We start from the raw sequence: 21,020 nt of genomic DNA, 5'->3' as shown, positions 1-21,020 counted from the left end.
TAAAAATTTATTGAGGAAACAGTTATCTGAGATCAAATGATGTAGTTTAGGTAAAAGCCGAAAGCACAAATCAGCAGAGAGCCTTCGGCTATTTATGAATCTACTAGGCTTTCAAGCCTAACTCTACTTGCATGAGTTAATACTCTTTGTGAGTAGAGTTTAATTCTGATCTGGTAGCATATACCGACTATCAATAAGCGTTGGTAGCAGATACAGCCAATGAGTTAGAAGCAGAAGAATTAGGAGTGGTATTGGTGAAACCAGTTGTTTCAGCCAGGGTGTTGGGACCGAATGCAGTAGCTTGGGTTTCAGAATTAGCTAGGTTGCCTCTAACAGTAGCGGCGGAGTTTACGTTCTTGTTGATGGCAACATTTTCCACAAGATTAGCTGCGATGTTTATCGCCTTTTCAGCAACAAAACTATAACCACCAACAACTTCTTCAGAGGTAATTTCCAAGTAGTTTAGATCAGAAATAATCATTTGAGTTTCTCCTGAAATTTGTAGTTTTTTTGGGAATCGTTCCTGTAACCAACTTTTTTTGGCTACATACTTGCTACAGACTAATAAGAAGGGTTGGTAGCAGATACACCCGCGTTGGTAGCAGATACAGCCAATGAGTTAGAAGCAGAAGAATTAGGAGTGGTATTGGTGAAACCAGTTGTTTCAGCCAGGGTGTTGGGACCGAATGCAGTAGCTTGGGTTTCAGAATTAGCTAGGTTGCCTCTAACAGTAGCGGCGGAGTTTACGTTCTTGTTGATGGCAACATTTTCCACAAGATTAGCTGCGATGTTTATCGCCTTTTCAGCAACAAAACTATAACCACCAACAACTTCTTCAGAGGTAATTTCCAAGTAGTTTAGATCAGAAATAATCATTTGAGTTTCTCCTGAAATTTGTAGTTTTTTTGGGAATCGTTCCTGTAACCAACTTTTTTTGGCTACATACTTGCTACAGACTAATAAGAAGGGTTGGTAGCAGATACACCCGCGTTGGTAGCAGATACAGCCAATGAGTTAGAAGCAGAAGAATTAGGAGTGGTATTGGTGAAACCAGTTGTTTCAGCCAGGGTGTTGGGACCGAATGCAGTAGCTTGGGTTTCAGAATTAGCTAGGTTGCCTCTAACAGTAGCGGCGGAGTTTACGTTCTTGTTGATGGCAACATTTTCCACAAGATTAGCTGCGATGTTTATCGCCTTTTCAGCAACAAAACTATAACCACCAACAACTTCTTCAGAGGTAATTTCCAAGTAGTTTAGATCAGAAATAATCATTTGAGTTTCTCCTGAAATTGGATGTTTGGGAATCTTTGCTGTAACCAACCTTGTTTTTGCTGGCTACATACTTACTATAGTTTATTCCTCAAAAAAGTCAATGCTTTTTTGAGGAATTTTTGATTAATAAAACTAATACTTTTAAGATTAATAATCATCATTTATATCATTTATATGATTAATTAAAAATTAGAAAAAATTGCATAATAAATTTAGACAAGAGGTTCAAATATTCTTGTCCAGTAAGGCTTATAGCGATTTTATTTAATTTTTAATCGCCTCAAAATAGCATCTTATAAATACGGTTACAAAATACTAATAAAGAAAAAGTATTGAATTTTTAAGCAGACAACATCAGTACAAATAACATTTTTGAAGACTAGAGACATCTACCATAAGTTAGGGGAGATAGTTAGCTACAAAAACATTTGGAATTTAATAACCTATTTAGTCTTGGTGAATGACATATTTAGCAATTTATCCGGCGATCGCACATTTGCATCTGAGTCGATCTGAGTAACTATTTTCATCACGTTGATTTGTTGCTTTAACCATTGAGAAAATGATTCTGTAATGATTTTTTGGCGCAACTGTTCATCTAGTTGGGGTTGAATGACTTCTTCCACCCAAATTAAATGCACCCCCTTGGGAGTCGTAATCGGTTTGAGAGCTTGTGGTGGTGCAGCAGCAAATATAGCTGCTGCAATTTCTGGACGAAAATCTTTGCGGTATCGGAGTCCTTGATATCCATAAGCACGGCGCAGTTCTGGTTCTGGGATATATAAACGAGCGATTTCAGGAAAATTGACTTCGCCTTCTTCTAGGGCATAAAAAAGCTCTAAAGCCAAGTCTCGATCCTCGAAGACGACTTCGTAGGTAACGGCGGCGACATAATCTAGTTGGCGTTCATAAAAGTGCTTTTTGACTTGAGCAGAAAATAGATGATTTGCTAACTTCCGCGAAAGGATTTTGTTGTAGGCTAATTCTTCAAACTCATTCACAGACAGGTGGTGTTTTTCTAGCCATGTCCAGGTTTCTTTAGCTTTGACAAGCTTTTTAGCAAACCGTAAGTCATCTCCTTCTTGCTGTAATTCTTCTGGTGTGACTGTAATTCCTAGCTCTTTAGCTGCTTCGGCAATAATGCTTTGCGATGCTATTGCTTCCAGGACATCAGGTATCTGACAGGAGAGTTTGAGACTCTGAATGATATCTGAACTAGAAATGGTCAGATTGCGGGGCATAACATTCTCCAATAATTAAGGGGATTGGGCATGGGGCATTGGGCATTGGGTATTGATTATTAATTCTTCTCGTTGTCTTTTTCTTCTCTACGAGATACTGCGCCAACGGCAAGGTTCTGACTACATCTCTAAACCGCCTTTTTGCAGTTTCTTGAATGGATCTAAAACAAAGTCAATCACCCGCCGTTGACGAATGATGACTTCAGCATTTGCTGTCTGACCGGCACCTAATTGAATACGTTTGCTGCCATTTTGGACATACTGCTGTTCTAAGGTGATTTCTAGCTCATAGGTTTCGATCTTCCCTTGGGGTGTTTCGCTAACTTTCGAGTCAGGAGAGATCCAAGTAACTTTCCCTGGAACAATTCCATACTCTTGGAAGGGATAGGCATCAAACTTGACTTTGACTGGCATTCCTACCTTCAAGAAACCACTATCCTGATTAGGTATTTGGGCTTTGAGTACAAAGTCTGTATTTTTGGGTGCGATTTGGGCAATCCTTTGACCGGCTTGGACTACAGCTCCTGGCTTAGTGGTGGGTAATTCAAAAATCACCCCATTAATTGGCGATCGCACCACTCGTTGCTGCATTTGAACTCTTATAGATGTAATCTGGCTTTTAGTCTGAGCCACTTCTGATTTCGCTGCTGTTATTTGCGTCTGTAGGTCTTTTAGCTGCTCCTGATTTTTCATTACAGCCAGTTTCCCGGCTTGCATCAGACTTTTATAGCTACTTTGTTCTTCTTGCAGTCGCAGTTTTGCTTGTTTGATATCAGATTCCAACGTCTTGATAGTGACTTGATAACGATTTAGTTCTTCCACTAAACCCAATTGTGCTTGTTTAATATCTGATACAGCCTTGTGATAAAGTCGTTTGCTTTCTTGTTCTTCTTTTTTGAGTTGATCAATTTGGGTTGCAGAAACCGCACCATCCTGAACGAGTTTGCTAAAGCGTTGAACTTGCCTAGAATCTATACTCAAACGAGTTTTAGCCGATTGCTGATCATCGTGAGTGGTGTAAATCTGCTGCTCTGCTTGCTTAACTAATGCTTGTTTTTCTAACTTTTGGAGGTTATAGCTACTCAGTTTGGCATCCAGGTTTTGCTGTGCCTGGTTAACTTGAGCCATTTTTTCTAATTCTTGGGATTTATTTTGTTGTTCTAAGAGGTTAGTTGACATTAAGAGTTGATTTTTGAGCAGTTCCAGTTGCGATTGCCGATTTTGTAGCCCTTGCAATTTGCTCTCGACTTCTTGCAGTCCCGTTTGCAACAGATCGGAGTTCAGTTCCAGTAGAACCTGACCGGCTCTGACTGTATCTCCTTCTTTGACCCTAACTGCTTTGACACTCCCACCAGCTTGAGCGTCTAATTTTTGAGTTGCGCCTTTAGGTTCTATCCGCCCTCTGGCGCTACCAGTCTCATCGATTCGTGAGAGAGTTGCCCAAGGCAAGGCTAGAACAGCAAAGCCCATGAGTACATACAACAAACCACGAGTCCAAACTCGAGGTAAGGCATTGAGTAATCCTTCGGTACCGTAGTGCAAATCTTGACTATCATTTTCTGTCTCTATCTGCTCGTTGAACTCTACAGATTCCTCTTGCTGTGTATAACTTTGATCCTGATCTGGCTGATCTTGGGGAAGTGGCGATGATCTATTGGGATTTGGCATGGTTTTATTTTCGATAATGGGGAGTGGGGAGTGGGGAGTGGGGAGTGGGGGAGTGGGGGAGATGAGGGAGATGAGGGAGATGGGGGAGATGGGGGAGATGGGGAGAATGACAAATGACAAATGACAAATGACAAATGACAAATGTCAACTAACTTGAGCAAGTTGTTGTTGATTCAGGTAGTAATAATGACCTTTTTTAGCGATTAATTCGTCATGGGTGCCGCTTTCTACCAAAACGCCTTGATCTAAAACCAGGATCAAGTCAGCGTTGCGGACTGTAGAGAGGCGATGGGCAATGATTAAACTTGTGCGCCCTTGAAGTATTGTTTTGAGGTTGTTTTGAATAATTCTTTCTGATTCGGAATCTAGGTGGCTGGTGGCTTCATCAAATAGTAATAACCGAGGATTTCCGAGCAGCGCACGAGCGATCGCTAAACGTTGGCGCTGTCCACCAGAGAGCATACCGCCGCCTTCACCAATTTGGGATTCGTAACCCATCGGTAGTTTTTGAATAAATTCGTCGGCTCCGGCGTATTTTGCAGCTTGGATAATTTCTTCTAAAGAGATATCTGGATGAGCGATCGCAATGTTTTCACGAATAGTCCCACCAAACAAAAAAGTATCTTGGTCTACAACACCAATTTGAGAACGCAGCGATCGCAAGACAACACTCGTGATATCATGATCATCAATGAGTACTTTGCCATCTGTCGGTGGGTATAAACCTAAAATCAATTTACTGAGGGTTGTTTTTCCAGAACCGCTCCGCCCCACAACTGCCACCATCTGTTCCGCCTGGATTTCAAAGTTCAGATTTTCTAGTACATTAGTCTCAGTTTCGGAGTGGTAGCGAAAGGTGACATTCTGAAAGCGAATGTTACCGTGCAATTTACCCAACGACTTCCGGGGTTTAGTTTCTAAATCTTCTTCTGGTTCTGCCTCCAACACATCATTAATGCGTTCGGTAGAAATCACGATTTCCTGCAATTGATTCCACAGCATAGCCAGCCGTTGGAAAGGACTCAAGACGTTACCCACCAACATATTGAAAGCAACTAATTGTCCGATAGTCAGTTCGCCATTAATTACCTGCGTCGCTCCATACCACATCAATCCAGTATTTACAAAGGTTTGGATGACACCACTGATAATTTGCAGACGATTGCCGATTATCTGAGCATTAAAGGCTTTTTTAACCAAATCATTCAGCAATTCCTCCCAATGCCAGCGCACCGTCTGTTCAATTGCTAATGAGCGGACGGTACGAATTCCACTCAGGGATTCGATGAGATAGCTTTGTTCTTTGGTGTTTGCATTAAAAATCTCTCTGGAGATGCGGCGCAAAATACTTGTGCTAGCCAGCGCCAAGATAAAAAATGGCGGTATAGTACACAGCACGAATAATGACATCCGCCAGCTATAGGAGAACATCAAGGACAGATAAACCACCAATGTCAGCATATCCAAGATGATGGAGAGTGTCTGACCAGTCAGGAATTGCTGAATTTTCTGGTTTTCTTGGATGCGCGAGACTATATCCCCAACGTAACGCGACTCGAAATAGGAAAGGGGTAAGCGGAAGGTATGTTTGATAAAACCTACGAGTAGGGCGATGCTAACGCGGTTAGCAGTATGAAATAGGAGATATTGCCGTAGAGCGTTGACAGCGACACCAAACAACCCAAACACAATCATTCCCACACCAATGGCGTTTAAGGTTGTAACACTACGTTGCACAAGTACTCTATCGAGCAACAACTGAGTGAATACGGGCGTTACCAGTCCAAATAATTGAATTACTACCGAAGCTGCAAAGATTTCTAATAATGTTCGATAGTGAGGTTTGATTAACTCAAAAAACTTCCAGAAGCTTCTACTTTCGTTTTTAGCATCTTTTAATAGGGCTGTAGGTTGCAGCAACAATGCATAACCACTCCAACCTGCTTGAAATTCAGCTTTTGTCAGGCTGCGTTGACCAAGAGCCGGGTCACATACAATCACCCGCTTTTTCGTAATTTCATAGACAACAATGAAGTGGTTGCCTTCCCAGTGGACAATTGCCGGTAAAGGTTGTTCTGCCAATTTCTCAAGAGTGGCTTTCACCGGACGGGTAGCAAAACCGAGGTTTTCTGCTGTTGCTGCCATAGCCTTCAGGGATGCACCGTTGCGGCTGACGTTGGTCATATCCCGCAGGCGATTGATACTAAAACGCTTGTCCCAATAGTTACCAATCATCACCAAGCAAGCAGAGCCACAATCGGCAGCACTTTGTTGGGCGTAGAAGGGATAGCTCTTGGTGAGGCGTTTCCACCAATGCCCCATTTTTACCTTCGGACTAGGGAAGTAAAAATGTGACTTTTTTGGCTGTTGTTCTGACTGTTGAACTCGTTGAGGAAAAGGAATAATTTTAGATTTTGGAGATTGGGAAGTTTTTTCCCCACTCCCTACTACAGACGCGATTAATCGCGTCTCTCCCCACTCCCCCAACTCCGGTAAGTATTCTAGTGCTGCTTGTATATCGTCGTTTTTCAGAATGTAAGCAATTGTTGGTTGTGTTGCTTGCCAATCTCCTTGTTCTGGTTGAGCAAAGATTGTGCCTGGGGTCAAAGAATGACCTTCAGAATGGCGCAGTTGACCTCTGTACAATAGCCACAACTGGGAATTTTCGGATATTTGTGGACTTACAAAGCCAGTTTCTAGCTGCTGTCGCTCAAACAGAGATAAAGCTTTGAGCATTCCTGGAACAAGTGAAGTATGGGAGGGAAATTGCGAGATTTGCCGACATAACAACAGCAAATCCCAAAGTTCTGCACGCGCGTATAGGCGATCGCTAATGTTAGGATATTTCTCTATTAATACTTGCAATGCCTCTTCCCTAAAATAGCCCAGTTTTAGGTTTGTCGAAGCTCTGACTACATAAGGACTAAAGTTAGCTTCGGGAAACAGAGTCAATTCGCCGAAAACAGACCATGCACCAAAGGTAGTGATTAAATTCTCGGAGCTATCTAACAGTCGGACTTTACCTGTAAGGATAATGTAGATACCAGGATTCGTTTGTGCAGATTGCCAGAACTGCTTCGCTACTGGTGGCTCCACAATCTCCATTTCTGCTAGAAAGGTTTCTAATTCTTTTTCTGAAAGCTTTGCACCCAAGGTGTACAAGAGCCTTTCACCCACATCTTGTCCAGAAAGCACTGGTGGCATTTTCTAATCTCCACAACAGAATTTAGCTATCAGTCTGAATCAGATTTAAAAATTAATTAAAAGTATTGTTAAATACAATATTTTCACTGATGAAGCCCCAAGCCTCCTGAGAGTAATCTTGGGAGGAAAAAGCATGGTAAGAAACCATCTTTCTTTTACATGCAAGGTATTTTTGTTTAGCTACATTTAAGGTAAACATCAACTAACTCCATCAACATAGTCACACACGAATATGGCTCGCTCATTTTGACAATCAGCGGACTGGGTAATTGGTGATTGAGAAGAATTATTTTCACATCAAAATTTTGTGAGTATAGCGATCGCTACACCAATTCTTCCAGTTCTCAATCACCAACTCTCCGAATTTTTCCAGATCGAGATATTGATTGAAAATTAGCTTTCATGCTCTTGAACAAGACCTGATCCAGAAAAAGCATTAAAAGACTGATTTCAGACATCTCTAACTTTTTAACAGCCTTGTCTTGACTAAAATAGTTTGACATAATTGCATAGATTGCATGAGTGCTAAATTATGGGCAAACGTAACTAAGTTGGCGCGAAAAAACCTAAGTATGTTACGAAACGTAAATAGGCTTAAAGCCCTTACTAATGACCAATACTTCGACGTCGCTCAGTACAAGTGACAAAGCGCAAAGTCTGAGCGGAGGTTTCCTCCGCTCAGAACTTTGTAAGAGAGGACAAATGACAGCCTTCACCAGTTAGCTTTAATTGCGCCGACCTACTTAATCCATTGCAGTGGTGTGATCAAAGCTTGACAGCAAAAAGACCACAACTGCACTATCTAATTAACCTTGTAGGGTTAATTAGATATCTACACAATGTGCAATTAGTGCCCTGTGTTATTCCCCTAGTGTTTTACGAGTCTAGGGGAATAACACAGGGATAGCCTCAGTCTCAAGAAAAGTAACCTTGAATACTAAAAAGCTAGTTTTCGGTAGGCTACAGGAAGTAGAAGGCTATAAAAACTATAAAGCACATCATAAGTTTTGCAGCTTTTACGAACAAAGCCAGAGTGCAAGAGGAAATAAGTATTAAGAGAAACTTAAGTTGTGGCTTTAAAGCCGCACTAGTATCAAAATAATTATATCGAGACGCGTAGCCCGATATCCAAAGGGGCCAGTGCGGTCTTGGGCTTTGCTCAAGTAGAGCATCTGGTGTTGTCCTTGCTTCAATACCACACGCAACGGCGTGGGTGCTTCCTGCCTCCTCCCTCCTGAATAATCAAGCAAAGCTACACTTAAACAAACATTGCTTAAGTTTACTTGGAAGATTCTAGAGTAAATTCTTTACCTGCCCTATGTAGTACCTTTAAGGGAACATCTGGCAAGTTATTTGACGTTTGCATCATACCTCGTTTAGTGGAATAAATGCAAGTGATTAAAATAGATTTGCGATCAGAATATTTACATATTGAACTTACACCGATCAAGTTCAAATTTGAATACTTGAAGACTTTCTTCGGTAAATTTTCCGAAAAATCACCTAATAGATTATCTTTAACTAAAAAATATATTTCAAACCCATTTATACATTAAATCTTTAAACAACTAGGCGACGACATAGAGTAGTGCGGTGTGAGTCATAACGGCGCATATTGCTTGATATAATAAGTTGTTTCAATTAGCAGTGAGATTAAACACATCAATATTGTGATCAAGCACACACATTAGTAAATTCCCACAACCATACCTTTTTCCCAGAGAAGAACCAATCAAAATCGAAACACAGCAATTTTTTATTTGGAAGTCCCTAAAAAACTTTTTTGTTGACTAAGTGTATAAAGTGCTACTTCGCCAAGCATATCCATTGAGACAAGGCATCTCCGAAAACTGCACAAATATCTCTGTGACTAACTTATGGGGTGCGATATCTGCAAAGAAGGGAGCGATCGCCAGTCTCCTAGTCAGGCTAGTTTCTGGAAAGGAATAAGGCTTTGAGATATTTATTATTAATAACTAGACACGAAAGTTGATTATGTACATTCATTTTAAAGAATAAGTGGAGGTATTTACTTTACGTTTACGTTTTAACGCAATGCCAATCGCACCACTAGAAATTAGTAAAGCTACATTAACTGATGGTTCAGGTGCTTTACAGCAGAAATCATGTATTTGAACCACATCTGTTGTAGGGGCACAGCAATGCTGTGCCCCTACCGCGTGGTCTATTTACCTGAAAATAGCTGTAACTACAACCTGATTAGTATTAACTTCTATTGAGCCACTCCCCCGTTTTCAAAACGGGGGATTCAGGCATCAGACAGAGATTGCAGTCTGGGACTGTCTGACATCTCCTACGCCTAGAGTCGAACTCCCGACTCTTTTAATATTCAAACTGGCATTTTCGTCTCGGTCATTAACAGAAAGACATGAAGGACAACGCCAACGCCTGACTGACAAATCCAGACTTTCTAAAATATGCCCACAGTTAGAACAAGTTTTGCTGCTTGGATACCACTGGTCAATGTAGACCACTTGTTTGCCTTTCTTCAACGCTTGCCACTCCAGGATATCTAGAAAGTCTCGAAGTGCTAAATCACTAATTTTTCTTCCCCATAAACGCTTCATGCCTTTGAGGTTTAGCGTCTCAAAACACAGCACATCAAATCTATTAGTTAACTCATGCGCTAACTTCCAAAACCAATCACTTCTGCGGTTGGCTATGTCCTCATGGGCGCGTACTAAATTCTTCCTTGCCCGTTCTCGGTTAGAAGATCCTTGATCGCTTTTAGAATGATGCCGATTCGCAATTCTTATAACGTTGAGTGATTGTTTGAAAAATTGGGGGGACTCAATTATTGTCCCATCTGAGCAGGTTAGGAATGTCTTTAAACCAAAATCAAATCCCGCTATCTTACCAGTCGTGAATTTTATTTCTGGTTCATCAATACTATCAACAACAACCACCATAAACAATTCACCCAATGGGGTGCGCTTAATGGTCAATGTCTTGATTTTCCCCTCAATCTCTCTGGACTTCCAAAATTGATAAACACGTAGTCCAATTTTAACTCGATTCCCACCTAGAAACTTGTAGCCAGCTTGCTTTAAGGTGAATGATTTGTATTTTCTGACTTTCTTAAAGCCTGGCGGCCTAACCCCCTTCTTACAAAGTTCTGCGCCCGGAAACCGGGACGCACAGACTTTGCGCTTTTTGTTATGTTTAAAAAACAACTGGTATGCTTTCTCAATGCGTTGACAAATATCTTGCACTGCCTGAGAACCTACTGATTGCCAGAACTCTTTACGCGATCGTTTTGAAGCGATATGAGATTGAAGCTTTGCACAATTCAAGTGTTTACCCCACATCCGATAATATCTTTTGTGGAGAGCAATACAGTGATTATAAATTACTCCAGCAGCATTTATTGACCGCTTGAGAAATCTGTTTCGCTTGTGTTGATATAACTTGAACTTCAGTGTTTTCATAATTTTATAGTACCATGAATGATGTAGACAATCAACACTCATCTACATGAAATCTGTATATAATCATTACAAGAAAGGCAGAGGGCAGTTCTTGCTGAAGGCAGGAGGTTAGGAGTATTAATAAAAACTTTAGTTCTGGGTTATTGCCCAGTTTAAAAAAAGAATTGTATCGAGACGCGTAGCGCGAGATACAAAGCGTCATTGCTTCAATCCCACGTTTTTAAACGTGGGTTCCTCCTGCCTCCTGCCTTCGACCTCCTGCCTCCTGAAAATCACTGCTTGGGCGCTTTTTCGGTTCACCTAGTCTGGATACCATGTAGGCGTAGGAGGGTATTTGCGAACAAAGAAAATTTAAAACTTCGTTGCATTCAAATATTCCAGTCTGTTGCTAACGATAACAAGTGGGTGATTAAAGATGAGAGAAATTGCACCAGATCATATACATTTACTAGTAGAGTATGACCCGCATCATTCAATCTCAAGAGTAGTCAAGACATTTAAAGGTCGCTCCAGTAGATACGACGCGCCAAGAATTTCCAGCAACTTTTGAAGCTCCCCAGTCTGTGGACACATTCATATATGTTTGACACTACTGGAAAAGTTAGCACTCAGAAAGTCTTAGAATACATTAACGACCCGCATCACGGATAAATAAATTTATCCTGTTCGCTTATATCCCCCGAATAGAATTCGGGGGATATAAGCATCACACTCGTAAAGCTAAATTAGTTCTCTTAGCAAAAAATCTTTTTAGGGAACCCTCAACAATAACTGTCGCAAATTCTTCTTCACCTCCAAAATTAGACTTGATTTATGGATCTGTGCAGCCAACGCTGAATTATCATACTATTTGGGGTTGGTCACTTGCGGAAAATTGCTATGTTTAGATTTTTAGAATATTTACTAATAGCTGGCTATATCGCATTCCTGCTCGTTATCAGCCATTGGATTGGACAGCAAGCTTACTCGTGGATGCCTGCTGAAGCCACCGCAGAAGCAAAAAAAGTAGATGATTTGTTTAGCTTCTTAGTTTCAATTGGAGCTTTCATCTTGCTTGGGCTGGTTGGCATGATGGTGTATTCGATACTTTTCTTTCGTGCATCCAAGGATGACTACAGCGAAGGACATCCCTCTAGAGGCGATGTCAGGCTAGAAATTATCTGGACAGCAACCCCGACGCTGCTGGTGTTGTGGATTGGTTTTCAAAGCTTCCATATTTATCAGCAATTAAATATCTTGGGTTTGGGACAAATCGTGCATTTGCATCTGCCCTCAGAATCAGCTAACGCTGCACTAGTCAGCGACGTTCCCAAACCTGCTTCTGAAACTATTGATGTTTTCGCTAAACAGTGGGAGTGGTCTTTCCGCTATCCAAATAATATTACCAGTAACGAATTACACCTAAAAGTAAATCGCAGCACCCGCTTGAATCTGCATGCACAAGATGTAATTCACGGTTTTTACGTCCCTGAGTTCCGCTTAAAACAGGATATTATCCCCAAACGCGACATTGATATTGTGCTAACGCCTACTCGCACGGGAAAATATAAGCTGAAAGATTCTCAATTTAGTGGTACTTACTTTGCCTTGATGGAGGCAGATGTATACGTTGAATCCCCTGAAGCGTATAACCAGTGGCTCGTCCAAATGGCTAGCGAACCAACGGCTATAAAAAATCAGGCAGTTGCCGAACATATCCAACCACCAAAGATATTATTTAAAAGCGGCTGGTATACTGTCGTACCCAATCAAAAAGCCATAGCGAATGAAAGGAAGTTAAGTAATGACACATGAATTCAGTGAAGCGATCGCCCAGGATAAAGAGCCTGTTGATGGCTGGCGGCAATATTTCAGCTTCAACACCGACCATAAGGTTATCGGTGTTCAATACATGGTGATGACGTTTATTTTCTTCCTGATTGGCGGGCTGTTGGCGATGATCATTCGTGCCGAACTCCTCACCCCAGAATCAAATGTGGTTGACCGCCCTCTTTACAACGGCTTGTTCACCATGCACGGCACGATCATGATTTTCCTGTGGATTATCCCGTTCAATGCCGGACTTTCTAACTACTTAGTGCCGTTAATGATTGGAGCGCGGGATATGGCGTTTCCTTTACTTAATGCCATCTCGTTTTGGATTCTGCCACCAGCAGGTATTTTGCTAATATCTAGCTTTTTGCTACCCAATGGGACTGCACAAGCAGGTTGGTGGTCTTATCCACCAGTCAGTCTGCAATTTCCGCCCGGTCAACTAATTAACGGTGAATTTATTTGGATCGTCAGTCTCATATTGATCGGCATTTCCTCGATCATGGGGGCTGTGAATTTTGTGACTACCATCTTTTGGATGCGATCGCCAGGGATGACATTTTTCCGAATGCCTGTGTTTGTTTGGTCAGTTCTCAGCGCCCAGTTGTTGCAGTTGATTAACTTACCAGCCTTGACAGGTGCATTGATACTGCTGTTGTTTGACCTCGCTTTCGGTACGCAATTCTTCAAACCAGAAGAGAATGGCGATCCCATCATCTACCAGCATTTATTCTGGTTCTATTCTCACCCGGCAGTTTATATCATGGCGCTACCAGCCTTCGGTATTATTGCAGAGATTCTGCCAGCCTTTTCCCGGAATCCTTTGTTTGGTTATCGGTCAGTTGCGATCGCCTCATTAGGTATCGCTGTTGTCAGCATCTTCGTTTGGGTGCATCACATGTTCACCAGTGCCACCCCTGGCTGGATGCGGATGACTTTTATGTTTACATCGATGCTGGTTTCCATACCGACTGGTGTGAAGGCATTTGCTTGGACTGCCACTATCTGGAAAAGCAAGCTGCATTTAGAAACACCAATGCTATTTGCGATGGGAAGTGCAGCCATGTTTATTTTCGGTGGCGTTACTGGAGTCATGCTTGCCGCAACGCCGTTTGATATTCACGTCAACAACACTTATTTTGTGGTGGGTCACTTCCATTACATCGTCTTCAACACCATCACAATGGCAATCTTTGCAGCCATTTATTTCTGGTTTCCCAAAATAACTGGAAGGATGTACGCTGAAGGCTGGGGCAAGCTGCATTTCTGGCTGACCTTTATTCCTGCCAATATTACCTTCTTCTCCATGCACCCGTTAGGTTTGCAAGGGATGTTGCGCCGAGTTTCTTCCTACGATCCACGGTATCAAGGATGGAACGTCATCGCTAGTCTAGCGGCATTCTTACTGGGAGTATCGACTCTGCCCTTTATTGCCAATATTGTCGGTTCTTGGCTATATGGCCCAAGGGCGGTTGATAATCCTTGGCACGCTACTGGATTGGAATGGACAACCACTTCACCACCACCGCGAGATAACTTTGCAGAGATTCCAATTGTGACAAGACCTCCCTACGACTATGGCGATCCAAAATACTCAGTAATAGCAAATTCTGATAACGGTGAGTAAAGATAAAACACGAATGGCATCAAGAAAAGCCCAAAGGCTTGTATTGCCTCGTTCCCAGCCTCCAGGCTGGGAATGTATTCCGAGAGGTTCTACCTCTCGTCAAAAAAGAGGAGGCGGCAGCCCTCCCAGAATGGGTTCCCAGCCTGGAGGCTCTTAACCAGTCAGGGCAAGGGCTGTATTTTAACTTAGTGCCATTCGGATAAAACACCTTTTACTGATTACTGAGGACAAAGGAGACAACGAGCATAAGTTGATGTGCAGCTAAATTGTATAACACGAAAACCCAAAAATATTGTAGTGCGGGCAACATGAGCGCGTCCAATATACAAATTAAATACGCAACAGCTTAACCAATGCCCAATGCCCAATGCCCCAATTGAATTATGCAACCTCGCCCCATTCATCTAGATGAAAGTCCGATCCGTTTTGAAGAGTGGCTCCTACGCCTACCAAATTGGTTACAGCGCTTCCTACCAAGTGGTGGTGGGAGTCATGAAGATCATCATGGTAAAGGGATGTTCGGCTTTACCGTGTTCCTGCTGTCAGAGAGTATCATCTTTTTGAGTTTTATCTTTACTTATGTTGTTCTGCGACTGAATACTACTAACTGGCTACCACCGGGTATTTCAGGGCCAGAATTGTCTACCCTTGTGATTATTAATACGGTAGTATTACTTTCTAGCAGCTTTGTTATTCAACCAGCAGAAAATGCTCTCAAGCATAATCAACTCACTAAATTTCGCTGGCTATGGCTGATAACGATCGCAATGGGAACCTACTTTCTGATTGGTCTATTAATTGAGTGGAAAAATCTCGATTTCAAGCTGACTACAGGATTAGTTGGTTCCACATTTTACTTGCTGACAGGTTTCCACGGTCTACACGTTCTGGCTGGTGTTGTGCTTCAGATAATTATGCTGATTCGCTCATTCATTCCAGGCAATTATAATCAGACTCACTTCGGTACAAGTGCAACTACTCTATTTTGGCACTTTGTTGATGTAGTTTGGGTCTTCCTTTTCTCGCTTCTCTATCTTTGGCGAGCATAAAAAGGTTCAGTTCACCAAGTATTTTCAGGAGTAACTTTATGAATTTATTCATTCAAGAATTACCAGCATCAGAACTCGCTCCTAAAGCAGTTCAAGAAACTCCACCACCAGGTAAAGACCCACTAATTGCACAGAATTTACAAAAAGAGCAATATATTGGCATTATCGGGCTAGCGATCGCCTTGGTTGCGGCTGTAGGATTTTTTAGTCGGAGAGTTGAATACGCTATTGGATTAGCTGTGATCCTCAGCGCTAGTTTGATTGCTTTGTTTTTATTCCTATAGTAGAGAAGCTCTGATTGCTCTGATTAATTGAACATCCTGATCTCACAATATTTGGAAGGGATTTTATGAACAGCCCAGTTTATCAAACTGTGATTGTCGGTGGTGGCTTTACCGGGCTATTTACAGCCTTGCACTTAGCTCACGAACATTATCCTCGCTCTGTGATCTTGATTGATAAAGACGAACGCTTTTGCTTTAAGCCGTTACTTTATGAATATTTCGATGGCGAGATGGATACCTTTCAAGTAGTACCACGTTTTTCGGAATTACTTAAAGGTAGTGGTGTCATCTTTGTTCAAGATACAGTGGAGTCGATAGACTTACATCAAAAGGCAGTAAAATTAACTTCAGGAAACTCCTACAATTACAGCAACTTAGTATTAGCTTTGGGCAGCGTGACTGGCTATCATCAAGTTGAGGGAGCCAAAGAAAATGCCTTTCCTTTCTGGACGCAAGAAGATGCGATCGCTCTGGAGCGGCATTTACGCGATCGTTTACAACAAGCAGTGCAAACTGAAGATTTAGAACAACGCCAAAAACTGTTAACAGTAGTCGTAGTTGGTGGTGGTGCTTCTGGTGTAGAAATGGCAGCAACTTTAGCTGATTTCCTCCCCCATTGGTATAGCGCTTTAGGAGGTAATCAGAGTGAAATTCGCGTGGTAATGCTCAATCACGGTAAACAAATCCTCAGTGGTGATATTAATGATCCATTACGTGAAATTGCCGAAGGGGAATTGAAAAAACGCGCTGTGCCAATTGAAATACTCACGGAAGCAGAAGCCACTGCTATTCATGCGAACGGGATTGAATATAAGCGCAATGAGCAAATCGAGACATTAGCAACACATACTACAATCTGGACAGCTGGGACTTCCACCCATCCACTGATTAAAGATTTAGCAATTTCCAAAGAACATCGGGATCATAGCGATCGCCTCCTAGTTACTCCTACCATGCAATTGCTCGACTTTCCAGAAGTTTTTGCCGGTGGTGATTGTGTGGCAGTTCAGGATAATTCGCTACCACCGACAGCTCAAGTGGCTTATCAACAAGGGGCTAATATTGCCAGTAATTTGAAAGCATTAGCGTTGGGGAAAGACCTCAAACCTGCTAAGGTTAACATTCGTGGAACTCTCTTGAAATTGGGAATAAATGAGGCTGCTGCTAACTTATCCAATGTTTTTGAAGTTGCAGGCGAACCCGGACATTTAATCCGTCAAGCCACTTATTTAACGTTATTGCCAACACCAACTCATGATTTCAAAGCGACAACTGAATGGGTGGATGAGAAAATTTTTCATCACCACCTCGACCCTCAAGATGTAGGGAAAAAAGTGGTGCAAGCGGTGGAATTAGTTGGTGCTGGAGTTGTGGGCGTTTTAGTTGCCAGAAAATTATTGAAAATGTTAGGTGATGAAGAGAAAAGGGACTAGTGGTCTGTCAAATTCATTTTGACGGGTTGGTAGTGTGAGCGTCTCGCTCACGACGCGAGCAAGATGCTCGCACTACCCATCAATTTAAGCTTGACAGACTACTAGTACCGCAGGGTGGAATTCGTAATTCGTAATTCGTAATTCGTAATTCAAAAGGCTTTAATTTTAGGCTTTCTGGCTGTAATGAAATGGTAGGTTTATTTCCCTGACAATTCAGGTCATGTGGAAAAGCTAACGCGAAACCTAACCCCCCAGCCCCCTTCCCTACAAGGGAATGGGGAGAATTCAAAGCCTCTCTCCTTGCAGGAGAGAGGAATGGAAGTGAGGTTTTCCAGATCCCGTGAAAAGTCAGGTTTATTTCCGCCGACCTGTAGTAGTAAGTAAGTGGGTCAAATTAAATATAAAACTTCACCCTGCCTCCGGCTTCCCTCTCCGAACTCACGGAGAGGGATTGAGGGTGAGGTTTGATCTTATGTTTATTTCCGCCGCGCTGTGCTAGTATCGCAGAGCGGAAGTCAAAATTGCGACACAATTCTAAATGAATTAGTCATGCTTTCGTCACAATGTTGCCATAGCTCTGTCAATATAACGTGTGATGCTAAAGCTCTGGGTTAAAAAATAGGCCCACTCTATACTAAACCCAGACACCAGAGTCTACCGAGAAGAATCACCATAAGCCACTAACCCTTATTAGGATGACTCTTCTAATCAAAATTTAATAATTCTCATAGTTAGAAGGAACAAAAAGATGAATTGGAAAGTACTTGCTTTGCTCCCTGCCTTGACTTTGGCTGCTGCTATGCCTGCTTACTCTTTAAGCAATAATAAAAGCCACAATCCGACTACTGCTTCCTACGTTGCTCAAAATACCCAGTCGGGCAACACCATCAAAAAGCCTAATGCTGTCCAAAAGGTTCATGCCAAGCACAGGTCTAATAATACGGCGTACCATAGTGACGTACTAAGAGTAGGTAGCAGAGGAGAGGCAGTCAAAACTGCTCAGAATTCTTTAAAACAGCAAGGATTCTATACTGCAAATGTGACTGGTGTCTTTGATAACAAGACACGTTCAGCCGTGATCCAATTTCAGAAGTCTAAAGGGTTAAGAGCAGACGGAATAATTGGACACCGGACTTTGGCATCTCTGAAATAAATCAGGAGTCAGAATACAGAATTCAGAATTGGTGAATACTCTATTCATAAAGGGATAGAGTTTTAATCAGGAGGAATATTTAATACTAGTTTCGCCTACACCTCGGCACAAGTCAGTGACCGCTAGGGGCCAAAGGCGTAGCGGGATGAAGTACGGTTTTAACCAATATTCAGACGCTCCCGGATGAGCTAAAGCTGCGCTATCATCCACTCGTACAGAATTCATCCTGAATTCTGGCTCCTGAGTTCTGAATTCTTCTTATAAAAATGACCCAGATTAAGCCGGAAGTAAAGCGCACAGAAGAGTTGCGCCAGTTATTGCAACAAGCCAGCTATGCTTATTACGTTTTAGATGCTCCAATCATGGAGGATGCAGTCTATGACCAGCTATATCGAGAATTGCAACAACTGGAAATTCAATATCCAGAATTGACGACATTCGATAGTCCGACTCAGCGCGTAGGTGAGCTTAAGCATACGCAGTTTACCTCGGTGCGCCATAATATCCCCTTGTACAGTCTGGAGAATGCGTTTAATGTCGATGAGTTGCAAGGGTGGGATCAGCGTTGGCGGCGACAAGTAGCTAAAATAGACTCAGTGGAATATGTCACTGAACTCAAAATTGATGGTTCTGCTTTGGCTCTTACCTACCAAGATGGGATTCTAGTTAGGGGAACAACTAGGGGTGATGGAGTGACGGGTGAAGAGATCACCCAAAATGTGCGGACAATTCGCTCAATTCCCTTGCGTTTGAATTTTGAAGGGTTAGAAATTCTGGAAAGGGTGGAAGTGCGAGGCGAGGCGTTTTTGCCTTTGGAAGTATTTAAACAAATTAACGAGGAAAGGCAAAAAGCAGGTGAGCAATTATTTGCCAATCCCCGTAATGCCGCAGCTGGTACACTCAGACAATTAGACTCCCGCATTGTCGCTAAACGGCGGTTAGATTTCTTTGGCTACACTTTGCACATTCCTGGTAGAGATGACACCAGTATTGCCAATACCCAATGGCAAGCGTTGGAGTTGTTGAAAAAGATGGGTTTTCCAGTGAACCCCAATCACAAACTCTGTGCCTCGATCGCAGAAGTGGCAGAATATTATGAATACTGGGATACGGAACGGCTGAATTTACCCTACATGACTGATGGGGTAGTAGTGAAGCTGAATTCTTTTAAACTTCAAGAACAGCTAGGGTTTACCCAGAAATTCCCGCGCTGGGCGATCGCATTGAAGTACCCAGCCGAAGAAGCGCCTACCCGTGTAGAAAATATTGCCGTAAATGTGGGACGAACGGGGGCGTTAACGCCGTTAGCAGAAATGCGCCCGGTGCAACTGGCGGGAACAACAGTTTCCCGCGCGACTTTACATAATAGCGATCGCATTGCTCAATTAGACATCCGCATTGGCGATACTGTGATTGTTCGCAAAGCTGGAGAAATCATCCCAGAAGTGGTCAGGGTATTAAAAGAACTCCGTCCCACTGACACCGAACCCTTCCTTATGCCCACCCATTGCCCAGTTTGCGGTCAACCTGTGGTGCGAGAATCAGGTGAGGCGGTGACTCGGTGCGTCAATGCTTCCTGTGCAGCGATTCTTAAAGGTTCCATTGAACATTGGGTAAGTCGTGACGCCTTAGATATTAAAGGCATCGGGGAAAAATTGGTGTATCAATTCGTTGATAAAGCTTTGGTACATTCCGTTGCTGATTTATATGAGTTGACAGCAGAGAAGTTATCTGAATTAGAAAGGATGGGGAAAAAGTCGGCAGAGAAATTGATCGATGCGATCGCACAATCGAAAAATCAACCTTGGTCAAGGGTATTGTATGGCTTAGGCATCCGTCACGTTGGCAGTGTGAATGCCCAATTGTTGACTCAGAAATATTTCACTGTAGACCAGTTAGCTACAGCAAAGCAATCAGATATTGAAGGAATTTACGGTATCGGTGCTGAAATTGCCCAATCTGTTTATCAGTGGTTTCGGATTGATGCCAACCAAATGTTGATAGAACGCTTGCAAGCAGAAGGATTGCAATTAGCTGCCACAGAGGAAACAAAAACAGTTGATGATGGTAATCAAAAGTTTGCAGGTAAAACTTTTGTAATTACGGGAACATTGCCAACCTTAAAGCGAGATGAGGTAAAGGCTTTGATTCAAAAAGCTGCGGGAAAAGTGACTGATTCAGTGAGTAAAAAAACAGATTATTTGGTGGTAGGAGAAGATGCTGGTTCTAAATTAGAAAAAGCGCTCTCCTTGGGAATTACGCAGTTAAGCGAGGCGCAATTTTTGGAGATGCTTGAAGATTGATAAAGAAGAATTCAGGAGTCAGAATTCAGGAGTCAGAATTCAGGAGTCAGAATTCAGGAGTCAGAATTCAGGAGTCAGAATTCAGGAGTCAGAATTCAGGAGTCAGAATTCAGAATTAATACGTCGGCAAGTCTTACAGTAAGCTTTGCCGAACTGCTCAGTAATACCATTTCTTTGTGAGGCTGCGCCAAACCCTTTTAACTTCTTTCTTTCTTTCTTTCTTTCTTTCTTTCTTTGTGTCCTTTGCGTCCTTTGCGGTTCGTTTTTCTTTCTTGTACTTAAATATGGTTTAGTGCATCTTCATAGAGAATTGGTATAAGCATCAGTGGGGAATTCAGACCCGCACTTCTCTACGAGACGCTGCGCGAATGACTAGGTAGACGGCGTTTGAGGGTCGTAGCGAGAGTTTTACTCTGTCCGCAGAATCTCAGTGGCTTCAGAGAAAGAGAGTGTCAATCCAACAAATAAATTACCCAATCTTGTGGGGTGGGCAACATGAGCGCCCTTGTATATGGGCGCTCATGTT

Annotated in this window: 15 protein-coding genes and 1 pseudogene; 9 read left to right on the top strand and 7 right to left on the bottom strand. The window is 42.4% G+C overall.

The window, feature by feature from the left end; all coding sequences use genetic code 11:
* Positions 1-190 precede the first annotated feature (190 nt).
* The 6 genes from V7K27_RS30160 to V7K27_RS30135 all read right to left on the bottom strand — a co-directional run bounded on the left by V7K27_RS30160 (position 191) and on the right by V7K27_RS30135 (position 7,384).
* Positions 191-481, bottom strand: coding sequence for a hypothetical protein (locus tag V7K27_RS30160; protein WP_334952202.1), 291 nt, complete (start codon positions 479-481; stop codon positions 191-193).
* 80 nt (positions 482-561) lie between these two features.
* Positions 562-876 carry a hypothetical protein gene (locus tag V7K27_RS30155; RefSeq protein WP_334952201.1) on the bottom strand — a complete coding sequence of 105 codons (315 nt, stop codon included), beginning with the start codon at positions 874-876 and terminating at the stop codon, positions 562-564.
* Positions 877-956: 80 nt separating this feature from the next.
* The gene (locus V7K27_RS30150) at positions 957-1,271 is read right to left on the bottom strand and encodes a hypothetical protein (protein WP_334952201.1); all 315 of its coding nucleotides are present in this window, start codon (positions 1,269-1,271) and stop codon (positions 957-959) included.
* Between the two features lie 443 nt (positions 1,272-1,714).
* The gene (locus V7K27_RS30145) at positions 1,715-2,512 is read right to left on the bottom strand and encodes a peptidylprolyl isomerase (RefSeq protein ID WP_334952200.1); all 798 of its coding nucleotides are present in this window, start codon (positions 2,510-2,512) and stop codon (positions 1,715-1,717) included.
* A 120-nt stretch (positions 2,513-2,632) separates the two neighbouring features.
* Positions 2,633-4,180 (bottom strand): HlyD family efflux transporter periplasmic adaptor subunit, encoded by a 1,548-nt coding sequence (locus V7K27_RS30140; RefSeq protein ID WP_334952300.1) that lies wholly within the window; start codon positions 4,178-4,180, stop codon positions 2,633-2,635.
* A gap of 144 nt (positions 4,181-4,324) precedes the next feature.
* Complete coding sequence (locus tag V7K27_RS30135) at positions 4,325-7,384, bottom strand: peptidase domain-containing ABC transporter (protein WP_334952199.1); 3,060 nt, start codon at positions 7,382-7,384, stop codon at positions 4,325-4,327.
* A gap of 1,803 nt (positions 7,385-9,187) precedes the next feature.
* Between V7K27_RS30135 and V7K27_RS30130 the strand changes: the two genes are divergently transcribed.
* Positions 9,188-9,334 (top strand): hypothetical protein, encoded by a 147-nt coding sequence (locus V7K27_RS30130; protein WP_334952198.1) that lies wholly within the window; start codon positions 9,188-9,190, stop codon positions 9,332-9,334.
* Positions 9,335-9,660: 326 nt separating this feature from the next.
* On the opposite strand, the gene V7K27_RS30125 is transcribed toward V7K27_RS30130, so the two are convergent.
* A complete protein-coding gene (locus tag V7K27_RS30125) occupies positions 9,661-10,833 on the bottom strand; it encodes an RNA-guided endonuclease InsQ/TnpB family protein (RefSeq protein ID WP_334952197.1) in 1,173 nt (390 codons plus the stop codon).
* A gap of 258 nt (positions 10,834-11,091) precedes the next feature.
* Between V7K27_RS30125 and tnpA the strand changes: the two are divergent.
* The 8 genes and pseudogenes from tnpA to ligA all read left to right on the top strand — a co-directional run bounded on the left by tnpA (position 11,092) and on the right by ligA (position 20,494).
* Positions 11,092-11,484: pseudogene (gene tnpA, locus V7K27_RS30120) on the top strand (IS200/IS605 family transposase).
* Between the two features lie 228 nt (positions 11,485-11,712).
* Positions 11,713-12,627 carry a cytochrome c oxidase subunit II gene (locus V7K27_RS30115; RefSeq protein ID WP_334952196.1) on the top strand — a complete coding sequence of 305 codons (915 nt, stop codon included), beginning with the start codon at positions 11,713-11,715 and terminating at the stop codon, positions 12,625-12,627.
* Complete coding sequence (locus tag V7K27_RS30110; protein ID WP_334952195.1) at positions 12,617-14,272, top strand: cytochrome c oxidase subunit I; 1,656 nt, start codon at positions 12,617-12,619, stop codon at positions 14,270-14,272. Before V7K27_RS30115 ends, V7K27_RS30110 begins: the two co-directional genes overlap by 11 nt.
* A 383-nt stretch (positions 14,273-14,655) precedes the next feature.
* On the top strand, positions 14,656-15,321 hold the full coding sequence (locus tag V7K27_RS30105; RefSeq protein ID WP_334952194.1) for a cytochrome c oxidase subunit 3: 666 nt from the start codon (positions 14,656-14,658) through the stop codon (positions 15,319-15,321).
* Positions 15,322-15,359: 38 nt separating this feature from the next.
* Positions 15,360-15,605: a hypothetical protein gene (locus tag V7K27_RS30100; protein WP_334952193.1), complete on the top strand. Its 246-nt coding sequence runs from the start codon at positions 15,360-15,362 to the stop codon at positions 15,603-15,605.
* 65 nt (positions 15,606-15,670) lie between these two features.
* Positions 15,671-17,038: an NAD(P)/FAD-dependent oxidoreductase gene (locus V7K27_RS30095; protein WP_334952192.1), complete on the top strand. Its 1,368-nt coding sequence runs from the start codon at positions 15,671-15,673 to the stop codon at positions 17,036-17,038.
* Positions 17,039-17,786: 748 nt separating this feature from the next.
* Positions 17,787-18,191 (top strand): peptidoglycan-binding domain-containing protein, encoded by a 405-nt coding sequence (locus tag V7K27_RS30090; protein ID WP_334952190.1) that lies wholly within the window; start codon positions 17,787-17,789, stop codon positions 18,189-18,191.
* A 266-nt stretch (positions 18,192-18,457) separates the two neighbouring features.
* Positions 18,458-20,494, top strand: a complete 2,037-nt coding sequence (gene ligA / locus V7K27_RS30085) for an NAD-dependent DNA ligase LigA (protein ID WP_334952189.1) — start codon at positions 18,458-18,460, stop codon at positions 20,492-20,494.
* The last annotated feature ends 526 nt before the right edge of the window (positions 20,495-21,020 follow it).

This window comes from Nostoc sp., assembly GCF_036919575.1.
Taxonomy (GTDB): Bacteria; Cyanobacteriota; Cyanobacteriia; order Cyanobacteriales; family Nostocaceae; genus Nostoc.
Note: the sequence above shows the minus strand (reverse complement) of the source record. Positions and strands in the feature narration are given on the sequence as shown.

Bases quoted from the DNA above. Each gene is read 5' to 3' on its own strand.
- V7K27_RS30140 (WP_334952300.1), bottom strand. From the start codon at position 4,180: ATGCCAAATCCCAATAGATCATCGCCACTTCCCCAAGATCAGCCAGAT.
- V7K27_RS30135 (WP_334952199.1), bottom strand. From the start codon at position 7,384: ATGCCACCAGTGCTTTCTGGACAAGATGTGGGTGAAAGGCTCTTGTAC.
- ligA (WP_334952189.1), top strand. From the start codon at position 18,458: ATGACCCAGATTAAGCCGGAAGTAAAGCGCACAGAAGAGTTGCGCCAG.
- V7K27_RS30090 (WP_334952190.1), top strand. From the start codon at position 17,787: ATGAATTGGAAAGTACTTGCTTTGCTCCCTGCCTTGACTTTGGCTGCT.
- V7K27_RS30145 (WP_334952200.1), bottom strand. From the start codon at position 2,512: ATGCCCCGCAATCTGACCATTTCTAGTTCAGATATCATTCAGAGTCTC.
- V7K27_RS30160 (WP_334952202.1), bottom strand. From the start codon at position 481: ATGATTATTTCTGATCTAAACTACTTGGAAATTACCTCTGAAGAAGTT.
- V7K27_RS30155 (WP_334952201.1), bottom strand. From the start codon at position 876: ATGATTATTTCTGATCTAAACTACTTGGAAATTACCTCTGAAGAAGTT.
- V7K27_RS30095 (WP_334952192.1), top strand. From the start codon at position 15,671: ATGAACAGCCCAGTTTATCAAACTGTGATTGTCGGTGGTGGCTTTACC.
- V7K27_RS30100 (WP_334952193.1), top strand. From the start codon at position 15,360: ATGAATTTATTCATTCAAGAATTACCAGCATCAGAACTCGCTCCTAAA.
- V7K27_RS30150 (WP_334952201.1), bottom strand. From the start codon at position 1,271: ATGATTATTTCTGATCTAAACTACTTGGAAATTACCTCTGAAGAAGTT.
- V7K27_RS30115 (WP_334952196.1), top strand. From the start codon at position 11,713: ATGTTTAGATTTTTAGAATATTTACTAATAGCTGGCTATATCGCATTC.
- V7K27_RS30110 (WP_334952195.1), top strand. From the start codon at position 12,617: ATGACACATGAATTCAGTGAAGCGATCGCCCAGGATAAAGAGCCTGTT.
- V7K27_RS30125 (WP_334952197.1), bottom strand. From the start codon at position 10,833: ATGAAAACACTGAAGTTCAAGTTATATCAACACAAGCGAAACAGATTT.
- V7K27_RS30105 (WP_334952194.1), top strand. From the start codon at position 14,656: ATGCAACCTCGCCCCATTCATCTAGATGAAAGTCCGATCCGTTTTGAA.